The organism is Propioniciclava sp. MC1683, from assembly GCF_014164675.1.
Taxonomy (GTDB): domain Bacteria; phylum Actinomycetota; class Actinomycetes; order Propionibacteriales; family Propionibacteriaceae; genus Propioniciclava.
Genome location: NZ_JACJFX010000005.1, coordinates 1 through 19,101, shown reverse-complemented (window position 1 = coordinate 19,101; position 19,101 = coordinate 1). Strand labels below are relative to the sequence as shown.

25 protein-coding genes and 1 tRNA gene are annotated in these 19,101 nt (G+C 72.4%); 8 read left to right on the top strand and 18 right to left on the bottom strand.

The annotated features are described in order from the left end of the window. Positions 1-4 precede the first annotated feature (4 nt). A complete protein-coding gene (locus H5397_RS04170) occupies positions 5-1,117 on the top strand; it encodes an N-acetylmuramoyl-L-alanine amidase (protein WP_182815061.1) in 1,113 nt (370 codons plus the stop codon). A 10-nt stretch (positions 1,118-1,127) separates the two neighbouring features. On the opposite strand, the gene H5397_RS04165 is transcribed toward H5397_RS04170, so the two are convergent. After that, positions 1,128-1,814, bottom strand: coding sequence for a DUF4336 domain-containing protein (locus H5397_RS04165; RefSeq protein ID WP_182815060.1), 687 nt, complete (start codon positions 1,812-1,814; stop codon positions 1,128-1,130). Between the two features lie 37 nt (positions 1,815-1,851). Between H5397_RS04165 and cmk the strand changes: the two genes are divergently transcribed. The 4 genes from cmk to H5397_RS04145 are packed head-to-tail and all read left to right on the top strand — an operon-like array spanning position 1,852 to position 5,849. Further along, positions 1,852-2,523, top strand: coding sequence for a (d)CMP kinase (gene cmk / locus H5397_RS04160; protein WP_182815059.1), 672 nt, complete (start codon positions 1,852-1,854; stop codon positions 2,521-2,523). Continuing rightward, positions 2,520-3,842 (top strand): ribosome biogenesis GTPase Der, encoded by a 1,323-nt coding sequence (gene der, locus H5397_RS04155; protein WP_182815058.1) that lies wholly within the window; start codon positions 2,520-2,522, stop codon positions 3,840-3,842. Before cmk ends, der begins: the two co-directional genes overlap by 4 nt. 1 nt (position 3,843) lies before the next feature. Further along, positions 3,844-4,896, top strand: coding sequence for an alanine racemase (locus tag H5397_RS04150; RefSeq protein ID WP_182815057.1), 1,053 nt, complete (start codon positions 3,844-3,846; stop codon positions 4,894-4,896). Next, the gene (locus H5397_RS04145) at positions 4,893-5,849 is read left to right on the top strand and encodes a DMT family transporter (protein ID WP_182815056.1); all 957 of its coding nucleotides are present in this window, start codon (positions 4,893-4,895) and stop codon (positions 5,847-5,849) included. The genes H5397_RS04150 and H5397_RS04145 overlap by 4 nt, the downstream gene beginning before the upstream one ends. Here the strand turns inward: H5397_RS04145 and H5397_RS04140 are convergent. Both H5397_RS04140 and H5397_RS04135 read right to left on the bottom strand, forming a co-directional pair. Further along, complete coding sequence (locus H5397_RS04140; protein WP_182815055.1) at positions 5,827-6,324, bottom strand: hypothetical protein; 498 nt, start codon at positions 6,322-6,324, stop codon at positions 5,827-5,829. The two genes, H5397_RS04145 and H5397_RS04140, sit on opposite strands and share 23 nt — an antisense overlap. Positions 6,325-6,391: 67 nt before the next feature. Next, positions 6,392-6,691: a hypothetical protein gene (locus H5397_RS04135; protein ID WP_182815054.1), complete on the bottom strand. Its 300-nt coding sequence runs from the start codon at positions 6,689-6,691 to the stop codon at positions 6,392-6,394. A gap of 189 nt (positions 6,692-6,880) precedes the next feature. Here H5397_RS04135 and H5397_RS04130 point away from each other — a divergent pair. Beyond that, positions 6,881-6,954, top strand: a tRNA-Pro gene (locus H5397_RS04130). Between the two features lie 586 nt (positions 6,955-7,540). On the opposite strand, the gene H5397_RS04125 is transcribed toward H5397_RS04130, so the two are convergent. The 14 genes from H5397_RS04125 to H5397_RS17590 all read right to left on the bottom strand — a co-directional run bounded on the left by H5397_RS04125 (position 7,541) and on the right by H5397_RS17590 (position 16,905). After that, on the bottom strand, positions 7,541-7,855 hold the full coding sequence (locus tag H5397_RS04125; protein WP_182815053.1) for a hypothetical protein: 315 nt from the start codon (positions 7,853-7,855) through the stop codon (positions 7,541-7,543). A 233-nt stretch (positions 7,856-8,088) separates the two neighbouring features. After that, positions 8,089-8,337, bottom strand: a complete 249-nt coding sequence (locus H5397_RS04120) for a hypothetical protein (protein ID WP_182815052.1) — start codon at positions 8,335-8,337, stop codon at positions 8,089-8,091. Beyond that, positions 8,334-8,621: a hypothetical protein gene (locus H5397_RS04115; RefSeq protein WP_182815051.1), complete on the bottom strand. Its 288-nt coding sequence runs from the start codon at positions 8,619-8,621 to the stop codon at positions 8,334-8,336. Before H5397_RS04115 ends, H5397_RS04120 begins: the two co-directional genes overlap by 4 nt. Continuing rightward, on the bottom strand, positions 8,618-9,679 hold the full coding sequence (locus H5397_RS04110; protein WP_182815050.1) for a hypothetical protein: 1,062 nt from the start codon (positions 9,677-9,679) through the stop codon (positions 8,618-8,620). The genes H5397_RS04115 and H5397_RS04110 overlap by 4 nt, the downstream gene beginning before the upstream one ends. A 383-nt stretch (positions 9,680-10,062) precedes the next feature. After that, entirely contained in the window at positions 10,063-10,458 is a 396-nt protein-coding gene (locus tag H5397_RS04105) for a hypothetical protein (RefSeq protein ID WP_182815049.1), read from the bottom strand. Next, on the bottom strand, positions 10,455-10,826 hold the full coding sequence (locus tag H5397_RS04100) for a hypothetical protein (RefSeq protein WP_182815048.1): 372 nt from the start codon (positions 10,824-10,826) through the stop codon (positions 10,455-10,457). The genes H5397_RS04105 and H5397_RS04100 overlap by 4 nt, the downstream gene beginning before the upstream one ends. Next, the gene (locus H5397_RS19060) at positions 10,751-11,119 is read right to left on the bottom strand and encodes a WhiB family transcriptional regulator (RefSeq protein WP_182815047.1); all 369 of its coding nucleotides are present in this window, start codon (positions 11,117-11,119) and stop codon (positions 10,751-10,753) included. The genes H5397_RS04100 and H5397_RS19060 overlap by 76 nt, the downstream gene beginning before the upstream one ends. Then, positions 11,116-11,562 (bottom strand): hypothetical protein, encoded by a 447-nt coding sequence (locus H5397_RS04090; RefSeq protein WP_182815046.1) that lies wholly within the window; start codon positions 11,560-11,562, stop codon positions 11,116-11,118. Before H5397_RS04090 ends, H5397_RS19060 begins: the two co-directional genes overlap by 4 nt. After that, positions 11,559-12,566, bottom strand: a complete 1,008-nt coding sequence (locus H5397_RS04085; protein ID WP_182815045.1) for a helix-turn-helix domain-containing protein — start codon at positions 12,564-12,566, stop codon at positions 11,559-11,561. The genes H5397_RS04090 and H5397_RS04085 overlap by 4 nt, the downstream gene beginning before the upstream one ends. A 201-nt stretch (positions 12,567-12,767) precedes the next feature. Then, positions 12,768-13,016 (bottom strand): helix-turn-helix domain-containing protein, encoded by a 249-nt coding sequence (locus tag H5397_RS18765; protein ID WP_208090906.1) that lies wholly within the window; start codon positions 13,014-13,016, stop codon positions 12,768-12,770. A gap of 457 nt (positions 13,017-13,473) precedes the next feature. Next, a complete protein-coding gene (locus tag H5397_RS04075) occupies positions 13,474-14,664 on the bottom strand; it encodes a site-specific integrase (RefSeq protein WP_182815044.1) in 1,191 nt (396 codons plus the stop codon). 261 nt (positions 14,665-14,925) lie between these two features. Further along, on the bottom strand, positions 14,926-15,507 hold the full coding sequence (locus H5397_RS04070) for a dihydrofolate reductase family protein (protein ID WP_182815043.1): 582 nt from the start codon (positions 15,505-15,507) through the stop codon (positions 14,926-14,928). Positions 15,508-15,522: 15 nt separating this feature from the next. Then, entirely contained in the window at positions 15,523-16,119 is a 597-nt protein-coding gene (locus H5397_RS04065; protein WP_182815042.1) for a GNAT family N-acetyltransferase, read from the bottom strand. A 90-nt stretch (positions 16,120-16,209) separates the two neighbouring features. Next, positions 16,210-16,905 (bottom strand): TetR/AcrR family transcriptional regulator, encoded by a 696-nt coding sequence (locus tag H5397_RS17590; RefSeq protein ID WP_220491984.1) that lies wholly within the window; start codon positions 16,903-16,905, stop codon positions 16,210-16,212. Between the two features lie 59 nt (positions 16,906-16,964). On the opposite strand from H5397_RS17590, the gene H5397_RS04055 reads away from it, so the two are divergent. Both H5397_RS04055 and H5397_RS04050 read left to right on the top strand, forming a co-directional pair. Beyond that, entirely contained in the window at positions 16,965-17,369 is a 405-nt protein-coding gene (locus H5397_RS04055; protein ID WP_309224280.1) for a DsrE family protein, read from the top strand. 59 nt (positions 17,370-17,428) lie between these two features. Then, the gene (locus tag H5397_RS04050; RefSeq protein WP_182815041.1) at positions 17,429-18,214 is read left to right on the top strand and encodes a maleylpyruvate isomerase family mycothiol-dependent enzyme; all 786 of its coding nucleotides are present in this window, start codon (positions 17,429-17,431) and stop codon (positions 18,212-18,214) included. Positions 18,215-18,454: 240 nt separating this feature from the next. Here the strand turns inward: H5397_RS04050 and H5397_RS04045 are convergent, their stop codons facing one another. Continuing rightward, positions 18,455-18,712: a hypothetical protein gene (locus H5397_RS04045; RefSeq protein WP_182815040.1), complete on the bottom strand. Its 258-nt coding sequence runs from the start codon at positions 18,710-18,712 to the stop codon at positions 18,455-18,457. Positions 18,713-19,101: the final 389 nt, after the last annotated feature.

Genomic DNA, 19,101 nt, shown 5'->3' with positions numbered 1-19,101 from the left:
GCGCATGCTGCGCACCCTCAGCCTGCTGCTCTGCCTGTTCCTGCTTGTCGCGCCCGTGTCCCCGGCCGACGCGGCGCCGACGGACGCCGCCGTGGGCGACGAGGTCGTCGTGGCCGCCTACGTGCTGGACCGCGCGCCCGCCGACGGCGAACAGGCCGACCTCGGCGGTGTCGCCGTGGGGTTCGAGCCGCGCCCGGGCGGGGGAGCCGTGAGCGAGCCGGTGGTCCTCGGCGACGCGGAGGCCGCACGGGCGTCGCACGCGGCCCCGCCGGGTCCCCGCCTCGTCACCTACTCCTCGACGGTCACGGCCGCCGACCTCGCCGCGTCCGCCGCCGCGGACGCATGGCCGCAGCCCCGCATCCTGCCGCGGTCGGCGTGGGGCGCGAACGAGTCGATCGTCCGCTACCCGTCGAGGATCGGCGAGGTCACCGGGGCGATGGTGCACCACACGGCGACCGGCAACACCTACACCGCCGAGCAGGTGCCCGCGGTGCTGCGGTCGATCCAGGCCTTCCACGTCAACGAGCGCGGGTGGAACGACATCGCCTACAACGTGCTCATCGACCGGTTCGGGCGGGCGTGGGAGGGCCGCAGCGGGGGCGTCCACCGGGCGGTGGTGGGCAGTGACGACACCGACGTGACCAACCAGCGCCTCACCAACATCTCGCTGCTGGGCAACCACGAGGAGGTGGCGCCCACCGCGGCGACCATGGAGACCCTCGCCCAGGTGTTCGCGTGGAAGCTGCTGCGCCACGGCGTCGACCCCCACGGCCGGACCTGGGGCTCCGGCGGCAGGGAGGGTGGCCGGGTGGACCTGCCCGCGATCCACGGCCACCGTGACGAGCGGCCCACGCTGTGCCCGGGGCGGTACGTCTACTCCCAGATGGACGCCCTCCGCACCCGGGTGGCGACCATCATGGCGGGCACCAGCTTCCCGCTCTTCTCCGACGTCCCGAACGGGACGGCCTTCGGCACGGAGATCCGCTGGCTGGCGGACGAGGGCATCTCGACCGGCTGGACGGACGGCACGTACCGGCCCCTCGAGCCCGTCGCGCGCGACGCGATGGCGGCGTTCATGCACCGCGCGGTCGAGAAGCTGGGCCGGCCGGCACCCTGACCGGGTCGCCTCAGCGCAGCGCCCAGGCGAAGGCGCGCTCCACGTAGGCCCTGGCTCCCGTGGCCACGACGGGGCCGTGCGCCATGACGAGCCGGTCGAAGTCCCAGCTGAGGACGCGTTCGACCCAGGCCCGCGCACCGCGTCGGGAGATGGCCCGGATGTCACGCGGCACGCCGCCGGGTGCCTGCACGTTCCCGAACCGGATGAGCCCGTTCAGCAGGGGGCGGCCGACCGACGGCCGGTGGCTCTGGACGATATCCTCCACCAGCAGCGTCCGCGACGCGCGGTGGAGGAACGTGGTCTCCTCGAACCCGCGCCCCCGGTAGACGGCCTGGTCGAGCTGGCCCGCCCAGGCGGCCGGTGCCTCGTCGGTGAGCACCGTCGCGGGCAGCCGTTTGTCGCCGAGCGTGAAGGGACCCGTGCGACACGACCAGAGCGCGGCGTCCGGGAAGAGGGCGTGCCAGGACTCGAGCCGCCAGTGGTGGCGCGGGGTGGGGGAGACGAGGTGGCGCACCGGGCCGAGTTCGCGCAGCGCGTCCAACACCTCGACCGGGGTGGGGACGGGCGAGGCGACCCAGAGCCCGCCGTCGGCGAGCCTGACCACGGTCATCCGCGTCGGGTAGGGCACGACCAGGAGGTCGACCGCCACGGGGCCGTCGGCCACCCACAGGTCCGCGTCCAGCTGCTCCAGAGCCATGTCACCAGCGTAGGTGGGGCGCCGGTAGACTGCCCCGGTGCCCGACGACCGCCTCGTGATCGCCATCGACGGACCCAGCGGGTCCGGCAAGTCGACGACCGCCCGCGCGGTGGCCCGGCGCCTGGGACTGTCCTACCTCGACACCGGCGCGATGTACCGCGCGGTGGCCGTGGCGTTCCTGGACGCCGGGGTCAGCCCCGACGACACCGCGGCCGTGATCGAGGCCACCACGAGCGCCGACATCGAGCTCAGCCTCGACCCCGACGAGCGCTGGGTGCGGGTGAACGGGCGCGACGTCACCGCCGAGATCCGCGAGCCGCGCACCGCGCAGAACGTCTCGGCGGTCTCCACGATCCCCGAGTGCCGTGCCGACATGGTGCGGCGCCAGCGGGCGCTCATGGACGCCGACCCGCGCGGTTGCGTCGCCGAGGGCCGCGACATCACCACCGTCGTCTACCCCGACGCCGACCTGCGCATCCTGCTCACCGCCTCGCCCGAGGCGCGCCTGCGCCGCCGCGCCGGCGACATGGCCGGGAAGCTCACCGAGGACCAGCTGCGCGACCAGGTCCTGCGTCGCGACCGCGACGACTCCAAGCTGGTGGACTTCCAGACCGCCGCCGACGGCGTCCAGCTGCTCGACACGTCCGACATGACCCTGGCCGAGGTCGTCGACGCCATCACCGACCTGGCCGAGGAGTCCCGCCCGTGACCGAGATCAAGCCCGTCCTGGCCGTCGTCGGACGCCCGAACGTCGGCAAGTCCCAGCTCGTCAACCGCATCATCGGCCGCCGCGAGGCCGTCGTGCAGGACAAGCCCGGCGTCACCCGCGACCGGGTGAGCTACGACGCGACCTGGAACGGCCGCGACTTCGTGATCGTCGACACCGGCGGCTGGGTCTCGGACGCCCAGGGCATGGCCGCGCAGATCGCCGAGCAGGCCGAGCTGGCCATCGGCGCCGCCGACGCAGTGCTGTTCGTCGTCGACGCGACCGTCGGCATCACCGACGAGGACGAGGCCGTCGTGCGCGTGCTGCGCCGTGCCAAGAAGCCGGTGGTGCTCGCGGCGAACAAGGTCGACGACCAGCGCCTGGAGGCCGAGGCGGCGTCCATGTGGAACCTCGGTCTGGGCGAGCCCTACCCGGTCTCGGCGCTGCACGGCCGTGGGTCCGGCGACCTGCTGGACGCCGTCCTGGACGCCCTGCCGGAGGCGCCCGAGGCCGACTACGACGAGATCGGGGGGCCCCGCCGTGTCGCGATCGTCGGCAAGCCCAACGTCGGCAAGAGCTCGCTGCTGAACAAGCTGTCGGGCCAGCAGCGCTCGGTGGTCGACAACGCGTCCGGCACCACCGTCGACCCGGTCGACGAGCTGGTCGATCTGGGCGGCGAGGTCTACCGCTTCATCGACACCGCCGGCCTGCGCCGCCGGGTCAAGGAGGCCTCGGGCCACGAGTACTACGCCTCGCTGCGCACCCAGCAGGCGATCGAGCGCGCCGAGGTGTGCGTGGTGATCATCGACGCCTCCGAGACGATCTCCGACCAGGACCTCAAGATCCTGAGCATGGTCGAGGACGCCGGCAAGGCCATGGTCATCGCCTACAACAAGTGGGACCTCACCGACGACGAGCGCCGCCGCTACCTCGAGCGCGAGGTCGAGCGCGACATCCACGCCTTCAGCTGGGCGCCGCACGTGAACATCTCGGCCCTGACCGGCCGCAACGTCGACAAGCTCAAGAAGGCCGTGGACGCCGCCCTCGAGGGCTGGGAGACCCGCGTCACCACGGGCAACCTCAACAGCTTCCTGGGCCGCGTGGCCGCCGCCCACCCGCACCCCGTGCGGTCGGGCAAGCAGCCGCGGATCCTCTTCGGCACGCAGGCGCAGGCTTGCCCGCCGACCTTCGTGCTGTTCACCTCCGGCAAGCTCGACCCGCAGTACGAGCGGTTCGTCGAGCGTCGCCTGCGCGAGGAGTTCGGCTTCGTGGGCAGCCCGGTGAACGTCGAGGTCCGGGCGCGGGAGAAGCGCAAGCGCTGACATGGTCGACCGTCTGCCCCCAACGCCGTTCCTGGCGATCGACCTTCCCGTCCTGCAGGCCAACATCGAGCGCGTCGCGGCCTGGGCCGACGACCGCGGCCTCGCCTTGCGCCCCCACGTGAAGACGCACAAGAGCCCCGAGATCGCCCACATGCAGGAGGACGCCGGGGTCGGCGGCCTCACCGTGGCCACCGTCGGCGAGGCCGAGGTGTTCGCCCAGCAGGGCTTCGACGACCTCTTCGTCGCGTACCCGCTGTGGCTCGACGACGACCGCCGGCGTCGGTTGGCGCGGTTGGCCGAGCGGGCCACGCTCCGGGTCGGCTTCGACTCGGTCGAGGCGGCACGCCGGTTGGCCGGCACGGGGGTCACCGGGCTCGTGGAGGTCGACTCGGGCCACCACCGCTCCGGTGTGGCGCCCGAGGCCGCAGGCGAGGTGGCGGCCGGTGCCGTCGAGGGCGGGCTGGAGGTGCTCGGGGCGTTCACGTTCCCGGGCCACAGCTACGCCCCGGGCGGCCGGGCGGCGGCGGCAGGGGGAGAGGCCGGGGCGCTGGCGTCCGCGGCCGAGGCCCTGCGCGCCGCCGGGATCGAGCCGGTGGTGCTGTCGGGCGGGTCGACGCCCAGCCTGGCCGAGACCGGCGACGGCCTGACCGAGTCGCGGCCCGGCGTGTACGTCTTCAACGACGCCCAGCAGTGGGAGCTGGGTTCCTGCACCCCCGACCAGATCGCGCTGACCTGCCACGCCACCGTGGTCAGCCACGCGGGCGGCCGCCTCGTGCTCGACTCGGGCTCCAAGGTGCTGGGCGCGGACCGGCCGGCGTGGGCGTCCGGGTTCGGTCGCCTGCTGGACCACCCCGAGGCGCGGATCGTCATCCTGTCCGAGCACCACGCGGTGGCCGACCTGGCCGGACGCCCGCTGCCGCCGCTGGGTTCGACCGTGCGGGTCGTGCCCAACCACGCGTGCAACGCGGTCAACCTGGTCGACGAGTACGCGGTCCTCGCCGACGGCGGCCTCGTGGACCGGTGGGCGGTCGCCGCCCGCGGGATGAACGCATGACGCCACAGCCCGGGGTCCGCGCCGTTGGGCTGGCGGTCGCGCTCGCCTCGGCGGCGATGTTCGCCACGTCCGGCTCCTTCGCCCGGCCGCTGCTGGAGTCGGGCTGGTCGCCCGCCGCCGCGGTGATCGTGCGGCTCGGGCTCGCCTCGCTGGTGCTGGCGCCGCTGGCGGCCCTCGCGCTGCGCGGGCGCTGGCACGTCCTGCGCGAGAAGTGGCGCCCCATCCTCATGTACGGGCTCTTCGGTGGCGCCGCCGTCCAGGTGGCCTACTTCAACGCCATCACCTACATCGAGGTCGGCATCGCCCTGATGCTGGAGTACCTCGGCGTGGTGCTGGTCGTGCTCTACGTCTGGGCGCGGACGCGGCGCCGCCCGGGGCCGCTGACCCTGGTCGGCATGGCGGTGGCGGTGGCCGGGCTGGCCGTGATCCTGAACCCGGCCGACCTGGCCGGGGCCGACCTGCGGGGCGTCGCCTGGGGCCTGTTCGCCGCCACCGGCATGGCGGTCTACTACGTGACCTCGGCCGAGACCTCCGGCATCCCGCCGCTGGCCTTCGTGTCGGCCGGGCTCGGCGTGGGGGCGGTGGCCCTGCTCGTGGCCGGCCTCACCGGGCTGGTGCCGCTGCGGTTCGGGACCGCCGACGTCCGGCTCTTCGGCGGCACGTACCCGTGGTGGGTGCCGCTGCTCGAACTCGTCGTCGTGGCGGCCGCACTGGCCTACGTGACCGGGTTCATCGCCGCCCGGCGCCTGGGCCCCACGGTGGCGTCGTTCGTGGGCCTCACGGAGGTCGTGTTCGCCGTCGCGTGGGCTTGGCTCCTGCTGGGCGAGCTGCCCGGACCGGTGCAACTGCTGGGCGGCACGGTGCTGCTCGCGGGCGTGGCGGCCGTCCAGGCCGGCAGCGGGCGGGACGCGGAGCGTGCGCGCGAGGAGCTCAGCCCGGCCGTCGCCCCGTGACCAGGAAGATGTCGTGGGTGTGGTCCGTCCCGTGCTTGGCCTTGGTGGCCCGCAGCGCGGTGCGCTCGGCGACATCGAGGTAGCCCAGCTCGCGCAGTGAGGCGGCCAGGGCGTGCCGGTCGATGCCCCGGTGGCCGTCGAAGTCGTCGGCGTGGAACGTGTTCGCAGGGTCGGCGTCGAGGTCGGCCAGTGCCACCCAGCCTCCCGGGTGCAGGCTCGCGGTCAGGTTCCCGAGCACCGCTGCGGTGTCAGGGATGTGGTGCAACGCCATCGCCGAGTAGGCCAGGTCGACCGGGTGGTGGATCCGGTCCCCGAGGTGCCAGGTGAGCTGCCCGGTGCCGCAGCCGTAGTCCAGGGCGCTCCAGGCGGGGTCGAGGGGCACGGCGTCCGCAATCGCCTCGGCGATCCTGGTGGAGCGGTCCACCTTCTCGGGGGAGTCCCACGTCCGGGCGGCGGCGTCGAAGTCGGTGGCCATGGGGCCATCCTGCCACCGCCCGGACCGGGATCGGGGTGCCGTCGGCGCGATCGCCGACAGGGGCCACTCAGGCGCGCGAGGAGCCCTCGGTGCCGGGTTCGGTGGTGTACATGTCGCCCTTGAAGCCGAGCTCGTCGTCACGGGGCGCGTCCGGGACGGCGCCGTCCTTCGGCTCCGCGCCGAGGGTCTCGGGGCGTCCATCGACCACCTGGATGTACTTGTCGTCAGCGGTCTCGTGCTCGCCGTCGACCTCGTCGTCGACGCGGTCGAGGTCGACCACGGGCTGGTCGGGGTCGAGCACCGCGTCGCGCGGGGCGTCCACGTCGTCGAGACGGTCGTCGCGGGGATCCAGCGGCTGGTCAGTCATCGGTCCTCCTGTTCACAACCGGGCACGGCGCCCGGTCGGACCAGCTTCGGGGCTGCCATCTCGCCTTGTCAATGGTGCTTCGTGACCGAACTGAGATTCTCGGCGCGCCACGCGGTGTGGGCCGATTCTGCATGCGGGGCCCCGGTGGTGTAACGTTCATCGCCGTGGTCGGGTCACCCTGACCGCGGGCGGGCTGTAGCGCAGCTTGGTAGCGCACTTGACTGGGGGTCAAGGGGTCGCAGGTTCAAATCCTGTCAGCCCGACGTGCCGAACCCGCTTCCCACTAGGGGGAGCGGGTTCTTTCATGCCCAGGATCGGGGCCGCGTGCAAGATCCGTGCAAGTAGCGATCGTGCTCCCGGCGGGGTGCCGTCGCTCGACGGCCGCCCAAGTCAGAACCGCCTGTCACGCCGTGACGAGCCCGTGACGGGGGCGTGACACCCCGGTCGCCGACGAACCGTCACGCTCGGCCCGACGCCGACCAGGGCCGGACGCCGACGAGGAACCGGACCACGAGGGGCCGGACGCCGACGAACCCACGAGGACACCCCCGGCCGTTCTGACGCGATCACGGACACTTCCGCGTGTCCTCGGACTCGACCCGTTCGGCCGTCCTAGGGCCCGTTACGGGCCGCCCACGGGCAACGGGGCGTCAAGGCCCACCCGACAGACGAGGGCGACGGCCGGGAGAGAGAGACAACATCGCGGCCGGGGTTGCGCTCGACCCCCTCGACGAGGAAAAAACGGCCCCCTCCGGCCCGACGCGGCCGTCCTGCGGCCCCCGGCGCTCGCCTACGACCACGGACACGCGAACGGCCCGTGATCGTCTCACGGGCCGTTCCGGGGGTCGTTCAGAGCCATTGTCGGCTTGGTGGTGGTGGTTTGCGTCGGTCGGGGTCGCGGTTGCGGTTTCCTTCGGCCGCGCCGGCGCTTGCGTTGCAGTTCGGGTGTTCGGGTTCGATCTCGACGAGGAGGATCCGGTCGGTTGGGTTGGTGGTGTCGTCGGGGTGTCCGAGTTGCCAGGCGTTGGGGTCGAGTGGCGGGATTGGTCCGAGGCAGCGTCGGCAGTGCCAGCCGTTGTTGGTGTCGATGCGGAGTTGCCAGGCGTGGCGGAGTTGTTTCCAGGCGTGGGTGCCGCGGCGGGGGGCGAGGGTGCCGGGGTTCATGGTGGGGGTCTCCCTTCCGGTGGTGGGGGTGGGGGGTGTGGTCCGGGGCTCGACCCCTGCGGAACGCGCCCGATCCGAAGGTGCAGCAGGGGGAGCCCCGGGCCACGGACCGCGGTTCCACTCGCGGCCGTCTGGGGGTGCCGGCCCCGAGGGTTCCCGAGGAGTCGTCTCGGGGCCGGCGGCCGCGGGGCCCGCCCACGACTAGCGGGCCAGCATCGCGGCGGTTCGGACGCTCAGGGCGTCCGGGTTTGGGCCGCGTGGTGCGCGGCGGTGAGCGGGTGAACGTGTCGGCCGTGGCGGGCGAGGGCGTCCGGGTAGGCGTCGGGCTCCCGGTTGCGGATCGCGTCCACGGTGCGCTGGGCGTCGCGGGTGGGGACGCCGTCCTCGAGGAGGGCCGCGACGGCCCGCACGAACGGGTCCGGGTTCGCCGGTCGAGTGCTCGGGGTGGGGGCGACGAGGTCGGCGTGGTAGCGGCCGGTCATGGTCCGACCTCGTCGGGGGCCAGCGGGACGGACGCCGTCCGGGTGGTGGGTCGTCCGGCCCGGTCGCGGAGCGCGTCGCCGTCCGTGTCGAACCGGGACTCGGCGACGAGCCAGCGGACGCCGTCCTCGACGATGATCGCGGCGGTCGTCCAGGTTGCCCAGGGCAGCCGGTGGGCGACGAACTCGCGGACCGTGTCGGCGTAGGCGGGTTCCCGTTCGGAGCGGGCCCGGTCGGGCATCCACTCGACGGTGGGCGCGGTGCGCTGGGGCTCGACGGCGATCACGCGACGACGACCTTCTGCACGGCCCCGGGGATCCGGACGCGAGCGCGGCCCCACATGAGGGCGGCGACGTCCACGCCCCACTCACGGGGCCGGGTCGCGGAAACCCACTCGACGCGGGAGGCGACGGCGTACACGGCCGGGGAGGCCATGACGAGCGCGGTCCCCTTGGTTGCGCCGGCGGTCGGGAGGATCCGCGGCGGAAGGGTGTCGGAGCCGTCGAACGCGGTCGCGTAGGCGCGGGTGACCTTGGGGGCGTCCTGCGGGTTCACGACGACGAGGTCGGCGGCGTAGTCGGTTGCGCCGGCGGCGACCTCGGCGGCCTCGAACGACGCGGCCGCGGGTGCGGCGGCCGCGAGGGCGTCGAGGAGGGCCTTCTCCAGTCCCTTGTGCACGGCCGCGAGGAACAGGCGCTCGGACTCGGCTCCCTTGTCGGCGGCCCAGTCGAACCGCTGGCGCGACGTGTTCACGCCGAACCCGACGAGCGACCAGGGCAGGGGGTCGCCGGCGACGTCGAGGTCGGCCCCGGTGATCGGGTTGTCGAATCCGGGGTTGAGCGTTGCGGCGGGGATGCCGTTGCCCCAGGCGGGGATGGTGTCGATCGGTCCGAGTCCGGCCGCGGGGAGGGCGTAGGCGGCGAGCCAGCGGGCCGGGGTCACGAACTCGACGGTGGGCGCGATCGAGCCGGGCCGGAGGCCGGTCAGGTTCGCGGCCGCGCGGGTGGCGTGGGTGAGCCGGTCGAACTGTTCGGCGCGGAGGAGGCGCTCGGCGACCGCGCCGTCGAGTTCGGTCTCGCCGGCGAGTGCTCGGGTGGCGACGGTCTGGAGGTCGGCCATCCGGTTGTGCTCGGTGCCCGCGTAGGGGTCGAGGAGGGGGACGACGTCGGCCAGGTTGCGGGCGTGCTCGGCCGCACGGGCGGCGCGGGCCAGGCGTTCGGCCCGGCCGATGCTGGGGGCGGTGGCGGATGCCGCGAGGTCAGTCACGCCGGTTCGGAGGTCGTCGGCCGTGCGGTCGTCGACGGGGGCGTTCAGCTTGACGGACAGTGCCCGGGTGCGGTTCATGGTTGGTTCTCCTGTCTCGCGGGGGTTCCGCGTCGAGCCGGACGAGGGTCCGCCCGGTGTTGTCGTTCCGGGTCTCGCCGGCGGTGAATCGGCCTTGTCGGATCCAACGGCGCACGGTCTCGGGGTGCCGGTCGTGGATCCTTCCGTACTCAGTAGGCGTCACCCAGGCGGCCGGGGTCGAGGCAACGGCCCCTTGTTGTGCGTCGGCGCGCACAACTACGGCGCGGAGTCGTCGAATCGCCTCGTCGATCGGCGCGGATCGGAACGCGGTCCGGGTGCCGGCCCGGGCGCGGACGTCGTCGAGCAGGCGGGCGTCGCGGGCGGCCGCGAGCGCGTCGGCGACGAACTCGGCGTCGAGGGGGACGCCCTCGACGAGCGTCGGCCTACCCATCGTCGAGCCCGTCCGGCTCGTCCTCGTCGTCGAGGGGTCGGGGCGTCCGGGCCGTTCGGTGCGCGCGGAGGGCGGCGTCCACACGATCGCGGGCCCACGAGGCGGCCGCACGCCCGGCGGTCGCGGCGATCGTGGCGAGCCCCTCGGGGAGGCGTCCGGCGTCCACGAGCCGCGCGAGCTCGTCGGCGGCCTCAGCCACCGTGAGCACGTCGGCGAGCCCCAGGCGGGCCAGGTCGCGGCCGCACACGGGGACCTCGTCGTGCTCGAGGACGAGGTAGCGGCCCGGTTCGATCCGCGCCCCGCAACGGCCGCACGCGAGCGGGAGCGGCGCGCGGACCAGGCTCCCGGCCGGCTCCCGGTAGGCGTACGGGCGGCCGCTGGTGCTCACGGTCGGCCCTCGACGGCCCGGAGCAGCGTCCGGACCGTGTCCTGCAGGCGGCCGACCTCGTCGAGGACGTCGCGGAGGATCCCGGGCGCGTCGAGCCCGTCCAGCGCGTACACGGGGACGACGAGCCGCTCGCCGTTCCACGTCTCGACGATCTCGACGCGTTGCCCCCACGTGAGCCGGCGCAGGGCCTCGTCGAACAGGTGCCGGTCGCGGCCAGCGAGCGCGCGTCGGAGGTCGGCCGGGTTGGCTCCCTCGAACGGGACGCCGGCCAGGATCCGGCGGGCGACACGGGTCACGGCCGCGTCGTGGTCGTCCTCGTGGATCCGGGCGTCGGTCGTCGGGAGCTTGAACGGGTCGCGCTTGGGCATGGTGTGGTGTCCTCTCCGGTGGTGTCGCGATCGGGTCGTGTCGGGTCGTGGTCTCGGCCGGCCCACACGCCGAACGCGCGTTCGGCTCGGGCGGCGTCCAGGCACGCGACGAGGACGGGACAGCCCTCGCAGTGCCGGCGGGCGACGGCCCGGCGGGTCGCGTCGTCATGGGTGAACTCGTCGCGGATGCTCGGCTCGGTGCAGGGGGGCGGCTCGTCGAGCTGGCGGATCGCGTCGAGCAGGGCGACGAGCTGCGGCCCGGGCCCGCGCGGCGTCTCGTTGCGGCGGCTCACGACGGCCCCCCGACGTCGTCCAGGGCGTCCGGCGTCCGTTCGGAGGGTCGGAGGCGGGTCGGCCTCGGCTCGTGCGTCCCGCTGCGCGTCGTGAACTCGTGGGCGAACCGTTGCGCCGGTGGGACGAGGGCCTGCGCTCGCGCGCACCCCTCCCGGGTGTGCCGGCAGTGGACGCACACGGGTTCGGCCGGATCGTCGGCGTTCGCGCGCGGCCGGGCGTTCCCGAACTTGGTCCACAGGGCGGCGTCCGGCGTTCGCGCGTTCGGATCCGCTGCGGCGGTTTCGAGCTTCGCGAGGATCGTCGAGGGTCGGTCGCCTTGTTCGGCGAGCTTGCGGACGGCCGCGGCCGTGCCGGGCGGATCCCACGTCTTCCCGGCACGTGCGGCGACCGCGATCCCGAGGGCGACGAGGGCCTGCCCCTCGGGGTCGGTGAGGGTCGTCATCGTCGGAGCACCCCCTCGACGAGGTTCCCGAGCGTGTCGGGGTCACCGGCCGCGCCTCGACGGGTCGGTGTCGGCTCGACGTCGTCGCGGGTGTCGTCGGCCGGCTCGAACTCGTGATCGCTGCCCAGGGTGCGGGAGCAGACACGTTCCACGAGCCCACACGTCCGGCACGCGGGTTCCCGCGGCCCCTCGACCGTCTCGACGCGCTCGGCGGACGCCGCGGCGTACTTCGAGAACCCCGCGACCCTCGGCGTTCGGGCGGCCGGGTCTGCTGCGGCGGCCAGGAGACGGCGCACGGCCTCGGCACGGCCAATCTCGGCGGTCAGGGTCGAGGCGTTCGATCGGACGCCGGACGCTTGCCACGACTTCCCGGCCCGAGCGGCTTCGGCGATGATCTCGGCGACCTCGGCGGCCGTGACGGGTCCGACGTCGTCGGTGTGTTCTTTGAGCCCTCGATCATCATCATCACGGGGCCCCGTGTCGAACTCGCGCGCGTGATGATGATCTTGATCTGATCTATGACTTGATGGGGTGGGGCTCAGCCCCCCCGGTCGGGAGGCGTCAGCCCCCCCGGTCGGGAGGTCCCAGCCCCCCCGGTCGTCGTCGCCCGACAGGGGGGGCTCAGCCCCCCCTGTGGTCGGGTCGGACCGGGGGGTGTCAGCCCCCCGGGTGGCCGGCGGAAGCGCCAAGGCGTAGTTCGTCGCTCGACGTTCACCGCCGGCGACGGAACCGCCGGGTGCGGTCACGACGAGGTAGCCGCGCGCGACCAGGTCGCGGAGTCGCGCGGTGATCTCCTTCGGACCGTTTCGCGGGCTTAGGCACACGTCGGCCGCGAGCTTCTTGTTCCCGGGGAACGCGTTTCGGCCCCAGGCGTCGGTGTAGGTCCAGACGGCCACGAGTAGGCGAACGTCGGCCGGTGTCAGGTCATGGCGTCCGCGTAGCTGGGTGAGGTACGTCATCTTGTCCACCCGGGGGACTCGGGCGGTCTCGTCATCGCGCACCATCGGAGGTCGCCCCCTCGGGGACCGCGAGCGATCGCGTTCCCCGCTTCGCCTCGAACCGGTCCCCGATCTCGCCGAGAACACGCCCCGACCCGCGCGCGGCGTCCGCGCCCGTGTCGGACGGCTCGCCTACGCTGGTCACAGGGTCAGGGGCGACTCGCTTCGGGCGGTCGGCGTGGTGCGCGCGTCGGCCGCTCGTCACGTTCATCGGGCACCGGCCCGAGCGGTCGGGAGGGCCTGCGAACGCACCCAGGCGTCGAGTTCGTCGAGGTCCACGCGGAGCGCGGATCCGAGCTTGTAGCCGGTGAGTTCCCCGCGGCCGATCGCGCGGCGGATCGTTCGGGAGCAGAGGCCGACGCGGTCGCCGGCAACGTTGAGGGACACGAACCGAGGGGCAACCTCGGTCACGGTCTCGGGGGTCTTGGTCTTCTTGGTCGTGGTGCTGGTTCGCACTGTCGCCTCCGTGACTGGCGAGCAGCCCGCAACGGGGCGTGCTCAACTGTCACGGCCGACTATCCGAGCCAGGACGCCGGCGTTCTTGTCGCGAGCGGTCCCCGCGCTCGGCCACGAGGGCCAGCCGGGACTTCGCGGGTAGGTGCGACCCCACCGAACCGGGGTTCGGTGCTCCCTTCGTGGGAGTCCCTCGCCGTTCCCCCTCCCGTCACCTGGTCGGGGGGTGCGTCCTTGCTTCGGAATGCTCGGCGTCACCCGAGCTTCCGGCACGTGTTCCGTCCCTCGTTCCGAACCGGTGAACCGGCCCGAGTCAATGCGCCACGAGGAAGGGCGACATGTGCAGTGCGTGCCCGGGGTCGTGAGCCCCGGAGTCCGCCCGTAGCGGATCACGCCGTTTCGAGAAAGGTAGCTCGCGGGTCGCGTCGAGTCCAACAACGACACCCGCGATCCGTCCGGTTCATCCCTTCGCGAGTTCCGACAGGCGTCGAGCGATCTCGGCCGCCCGGCCGTCCGCGACGTGCTGGTAGCGCATCGCCATAGCGGGGGAGGAGTGCCCGAGCCGGTCCATGAGTTCCCGCGTCGTCGCCCCAGCTTGCGCAGCCAGCGTCGCGCCGGTGTGCCGGAGGTCGTGCCACCGGAGATCCGGACGTCCGGCCTTCAACCGGGCGGGCTTGAACACCTTGTACAGGCTCCCGTGGTGCATGTGCTCGCCCTCGGTGTTCGGGAACACGAGCCCGTCAGGGCCCGGTTGGGCCCACGCCTTCACGTGCTCGCGGATCGGCTTCACCAGGTGCGGGGGGATCGTGACGTCGCGCTGCCCGGCGTCCGACTTGGGCGTGCCCACGATCGGGGCCGCGACGGCGTCGGTCTCGCCCTTGATCCACGTCACCGCGCGACGAACCCGGATCACGCCCCCGTCGAGGTCGAGGTCGCGGCGACGTAGCTCGGTCAGCTCGCCGAACCGGAGAGCACACCACGCCGCCATGTGAACCATGAGCCGATACCGGTCGGGCATCGCGTCCGCGATCGCGTTCACCTCGGCCGGGGACGCGGGCCGGAGGTTGTGCGCCCGGTTCACCCGCGACCCGTTCTCGATCTGGCACGGGTTCGCCGGGATCAACCGGCCCTGCATCGCGGACTGGCAGACCGACCACATGAGCGAGTAGGCGTGTCCGCGCGTCGTCGCCTTCGCCGGGTCGAGCGACAGGAACCACGCCTCGACCCCCTCGGGCGTGAGATCGGCCAGCGGAACGTCCTTGAACGTCGGGAGGATCTTCGCGTCGAGCAGGTGCCGGTAGCCGGCGGCCGTCCGCGGCTTCAAGGGCTTGAGCTTGGTCCGCTTCTCGAGCCACTCGTCGGCGTAGTCGCCGAACGTCCTCGACGACGGCCCAGGCGGGGGAGCGGGCTTCCATCGGTGCTCGGTGATCGCGGCCGACTCCATCGCGAGCCACGTCTCGGCGTCGCCCTTCGTGAGGAAGGTCACGGGCGCGTTGTGCCGGATGCCGTCCGGCCCGAGGTAGGACGCTTGGAACCGCTTTGACGGGAGCTTGCGGACGTTCCCGAACCGTCGCCGGGTGCCCTTGTTGTTGCCGCCTCGTTGCGGCTTCGGTCGATGGTCGTCGAGGGCGATCACGTTGTCGGTCGGCATGGGGCCCTCCCGGTCGGTCGTGCAAGATTCGTGCAAGATCGAATGTACTCGGGAGTCACAGTGTGTCAAACAGAGACACCCCACGACGAGGACAAAACCCGTTGTCACCACGCGTAAACGGACCATCGTCGGCCGTCACGGCCACATCGGAGACTGTCTGTGAAATCCGGTTCAAATCCTGTCAGCCCGACCGTGTGGGCCTTGTGGAGGCATGTTCGTGCCCCGGAGGCCGACTTCGTGCATTTCGCGCCCTGAGGTCGGTCAGCGGCGTACCCGATAGCGCACGTGCAACACCCGGTGGCCCCGAATCACCGCGTCAGGATCCTCCAACAGGTGCTGCGCGTCGATCGACCCGAAGTAGCGTTTGCCGGACCCGAAGATGACGGGCACGACGTCCATGCGCACCTCGTCGACCAGGCCCGCGGCCAGCACTTGGCCCCCGACATTTCCGGCGGCGACCTCGACGATGCGGTCGCCCGCAAGTTCCTGCGCCTTGGCCACGGCTGCCTCGATGCCGTCGACGAACTGGAACGGCGCCTCAGGGTCCCAGCCCTCGGGCTCCGGGCGGTGCGTCACGACGACCACGTGGTCGACCCCTGCCGGGGGTTTCCCGTCCCAGCCGCCGGTCAGGTCGAAGACGTGGCGGCCGATGACGGCCGCCCCGATCTGGTCCCAGTACGCCCGGGTGTAGTCGTAGGACTCCCGTGACACCTTCAACGCGCCGCTCTCATCCAACGGCACGTCACCACTGAGCAACCAGTCGAACAGCGGCCCGGGCTGGTCGTGCTCGTCGGCGATGAAACCGTCCACCGACACCGTGCTGTACATGATCGCCTTGCCCATGGGGCACTCCTCTGGTCACTGGAACTGGATCGCCACGACCGAGCGTCGCTTCGACGGGTGCTGGATCAGGTCGAACCCTGCTTGCTGGTACATCGTCAAGAGCCCGGGGTGGTTCTCGGTGCCCAGGGCGCTGGGCTGATCGATCGGGTAGGCCTCGAGTCGCGATGCGCCCCGTTCGCGTGCGAAGCCCACGGCGGCGGCGACCAAGGCCGAGGCGACACCCAGACGCCGAGACCCGGGCCGAACGAAGACGCACGTGATGGCCCAGACGTGGGAGTCCGACCGATCTTCGTAGCGTCCTGCCCACGCGGCCATGCTGCCGTTGCGGACCAGCCCGGGATGGGAGGCGCGGGGCGCCACGGCGCACCAGCCCACTTCTTGGCCGTCGAGGCGAGCGATCAGGCCGGTCGTCGTGGCGGCCAGTCGGTCGCCGCAGTTCGTCTGGGCGCGCAGGCGGTGGGCCCGTTCCTCGACGGGGGCATTGCGGAACGACTCGCCCCGGGCGAGTCGGTAGCGCTGGCACTGGCACTCGGCCGCAGGGCCCTTGGCGCCGAAGACCTGGGCCAGCGCGGCGCAGGAAACCTCGTTGGCCGGGACGATATCGATCGACATGCCCCAACGGTAAGCCTCGGAGGTCGCCACGGCACCGAAGGAAATCGTCCGCGACCAGCGGGACGGGGGCAACCTGCCCCGTTGCTGGGGTTACGCCGGCGCGGCGCTCGGCGGGCCGCTTCGGGGCATGGGCTGTCGAGCGTTGGGCAGCTGAGGTGCGTCGTGACGCCCCTGCCGGGCGTCGAGGCGGCGGTGCAGGATCGCGGTGGCGAGGTCGAGCACGCCGGGGTCGCCGGTCAGGTTGAAGCCGGCATTGGCGGCAAGGAACTGTCCGTTGATCTCGAAGGAGAGGGCGGCCGGGTCCTCCCCGAGCAGGTCGCCGTTCTCGTGGGCCGTGCGGACGAAGCCGCTGGTGATGGCCATGAAGTCACGCTGGAACTCAGCGATGCGGTCGCGGACGGGGCCGGGCCGGGAGCCCATCTCCAGGGCCGCGGTGGCGAAGAAGCAGCCGCCGGGGAATATGCGCGCACGGAGGTGGGTGATGTACGCGTCGCACAGCGCGAGCACCTGCGGCAGTCCTGGCTGAGCAGCCCGCGCGGGCGCCACCACCTCGGCCTCGAAGACGCGGGCGGCCTCGCCGATGGTGGCCAGCTGCAACTCGATCTTCGAGCCGAAGTGCGCGTACAAACCGCTCTTGCTCATGGACAGGGCCGCGGCGAGGCGCCCGATCGTGAGGCCCTCGAGGCCCTCGACGGACGCCAGGGCTGCCGCCGTCCGGAGGATTGCCGCGCGCGTGCGGGCACCGTCGGCACGAACGCGTCGCTGGCGCCGCGCGACCTCCTCCATCTCCGGATCTCCCCCAGGAATGCCTCTTGTCGTCATAGCACGAACGATCGTACCATCTAATCACGTGCTGCTCGTGCGCAGCGCACTCAGGAGGAGAAACCATATCCAACAAGGCCGCCATCAGCCTCACCACCGGACTCGAGGATGCCGAGAAGGTGACCGTCGCGTTCCTCGTCGCCGTCGGCGCTGCCGAGGCGGGCCGGGAGACCCTCATGTTCCTGACCAAGGAGGCCGTCCGCTTGGCCGTGCGGGACTTCCCGCGCGCGATCGCCTGCGACGGGTGCCCCCCGCTGGGCGATCTGATGGAACGCTACGCCAAGGCCGGGGGGCGCTACATCGCCTGCGGAGTGTGCGTGAAGGCCAAGAACATCGACCCAGCCTCCTTGGTCGACAACGCCGTCGTCGCCGGAACCGTCCAGTTGTGGGAATGGATCGGCGATGGCGCCACCACGTTCAGCTTCTGACCCGCGGAGCCCCCGGCGGGGGATGTCACGGCTGCGCCACGGGGCATAGGTTCGGACGCATGGACCACCTCGATCTGCTCAACGCCGAAACCGATCGCTTCATCGCCGCCGTGCGGCAGACGGACGGTGCCGCGCCCGTCCGGTCCTGCCCGGACTGGACCGCCGACGACCTCCTGTGGCACCTCACCGAGGTGCACGCCTATTGGGCCGCGATCCTTGGCACCGGTGCAGTCACCGACCAGGAGTCGGAGGCCGTGGAGGCGGCCAAGCCCTCCCGTCCGGACGACCGTGAGGCGACCATCGCGTTGTTGTCCGAAGGGACCGCTGCGTTGATCAGCCAGCTCGCCGCCCGGGCCGACGAGGAGGCCGCGTACTCGTGGTTCCCGACCGACCAGACGGTCGGCTTCACACGCCGCATGCAGGTGCACGAGGCCACCATGCACCGCGTCGACGCCGAACTGGCAGCGGGCCTCCCCTCGGCGCCGATCTCTCCCGAGGTGGCCGCCGACGGGATCGCCCACGGCGTCGAGGTGATGTGGGGCTGGTGGGGGACCAACCCCGGGTTCGAGTTCCGCCCCACATCCGGAATCGTGGAGCTCAGGGCCAGCGACGGCGCCTCCTGGCTGGTTCAGCCCGGTCGCTGGGGCGGGACGGGGCAGTCAGGCAAGGAGTACGACGAGCCAGGCGCCGTCCTCGCCGACGAGGGAAACCCCGCAGCGACCGTCGACGGGACCGTGGAAGAGCTCTACCGGTGGCTCTGGGGACGCGGCGGGGAGCCCGCTGCATCGGGCGACGACACCGCCCTGGCCGCCCTCCGCGAGGCCCGCGACCAAGGCATGCAGTAGTCCGCCCGGAGGACGTGTCAACGAAGTCACCCCGACCGCCGACCGCATGGGAATGGGGGGTACACCAGCGGAGAGCGCGGGACTAGCCTGTCGTTCATGAGCGGGACCGCGACGCCGACGGCCGTTCCTGGTGGCCGCCCTCGTCACCGCGGTGCTGGCCCTGCTGGTGTGCCTCGGTTCCCCGCTCGCCTCACGACCGCCCTCGTTCGAGTCGAGAAAGGACTCGGCGCTGGCGAACCCTCAGACATCGGTGCTTCTCGCCGACAACGACCTCGACCTCGCCGACGCCGAGGAGGCCCTCGGGCCGTCGGTGAGGCGCTCCGGCTCCGCCTCGTCCACGGCGCGCAGCTTGAGCGTCGTGCTGCCCGCGGGCGCGTCCACCGGCACCTGGGCCCGCACCTCGACGGTGAGCGTCGCGCCCACCGCCATCAGGATCTCGGAGTCACCGACGGGTCGGAACCAGGCGTCCTGCGCGGGGGGCGCCGCCTTCGGTTCCATCCGGACAGTGAGCGGACGCCCCGTCAGGTTCGTGACGGTGAAGGTGGTCGAGCCAGTGCGGTCCGGCGCAAGGACGAGCTGGGCGGGGCCGGTGATCGCGAAGGGGACCGCGGCACCGGGTCCCGGAAGGGTCTCGTGGCTGGGGGGCCATGTCTCATGGTAGGCGTCCCGCGCGCCGAGACCTAGGAGCCTGCTGAACAATCTGTCCGCGTGCCCACGGGACTGACCGGCAGCTGGCTGGAATTGTTGGGTTGTGCAGGGTGAGTCGAGTCCGCAGCGGGATGTGTTGGACGTGGAGTCGCTGGCGGGGCATTTGTTGCCGGCTGGCAGCGTGTTCCGGTTCTTGGCCGAGCACCGGCACCGCCTGTTCCCGGACGCGTTGTTCGCCG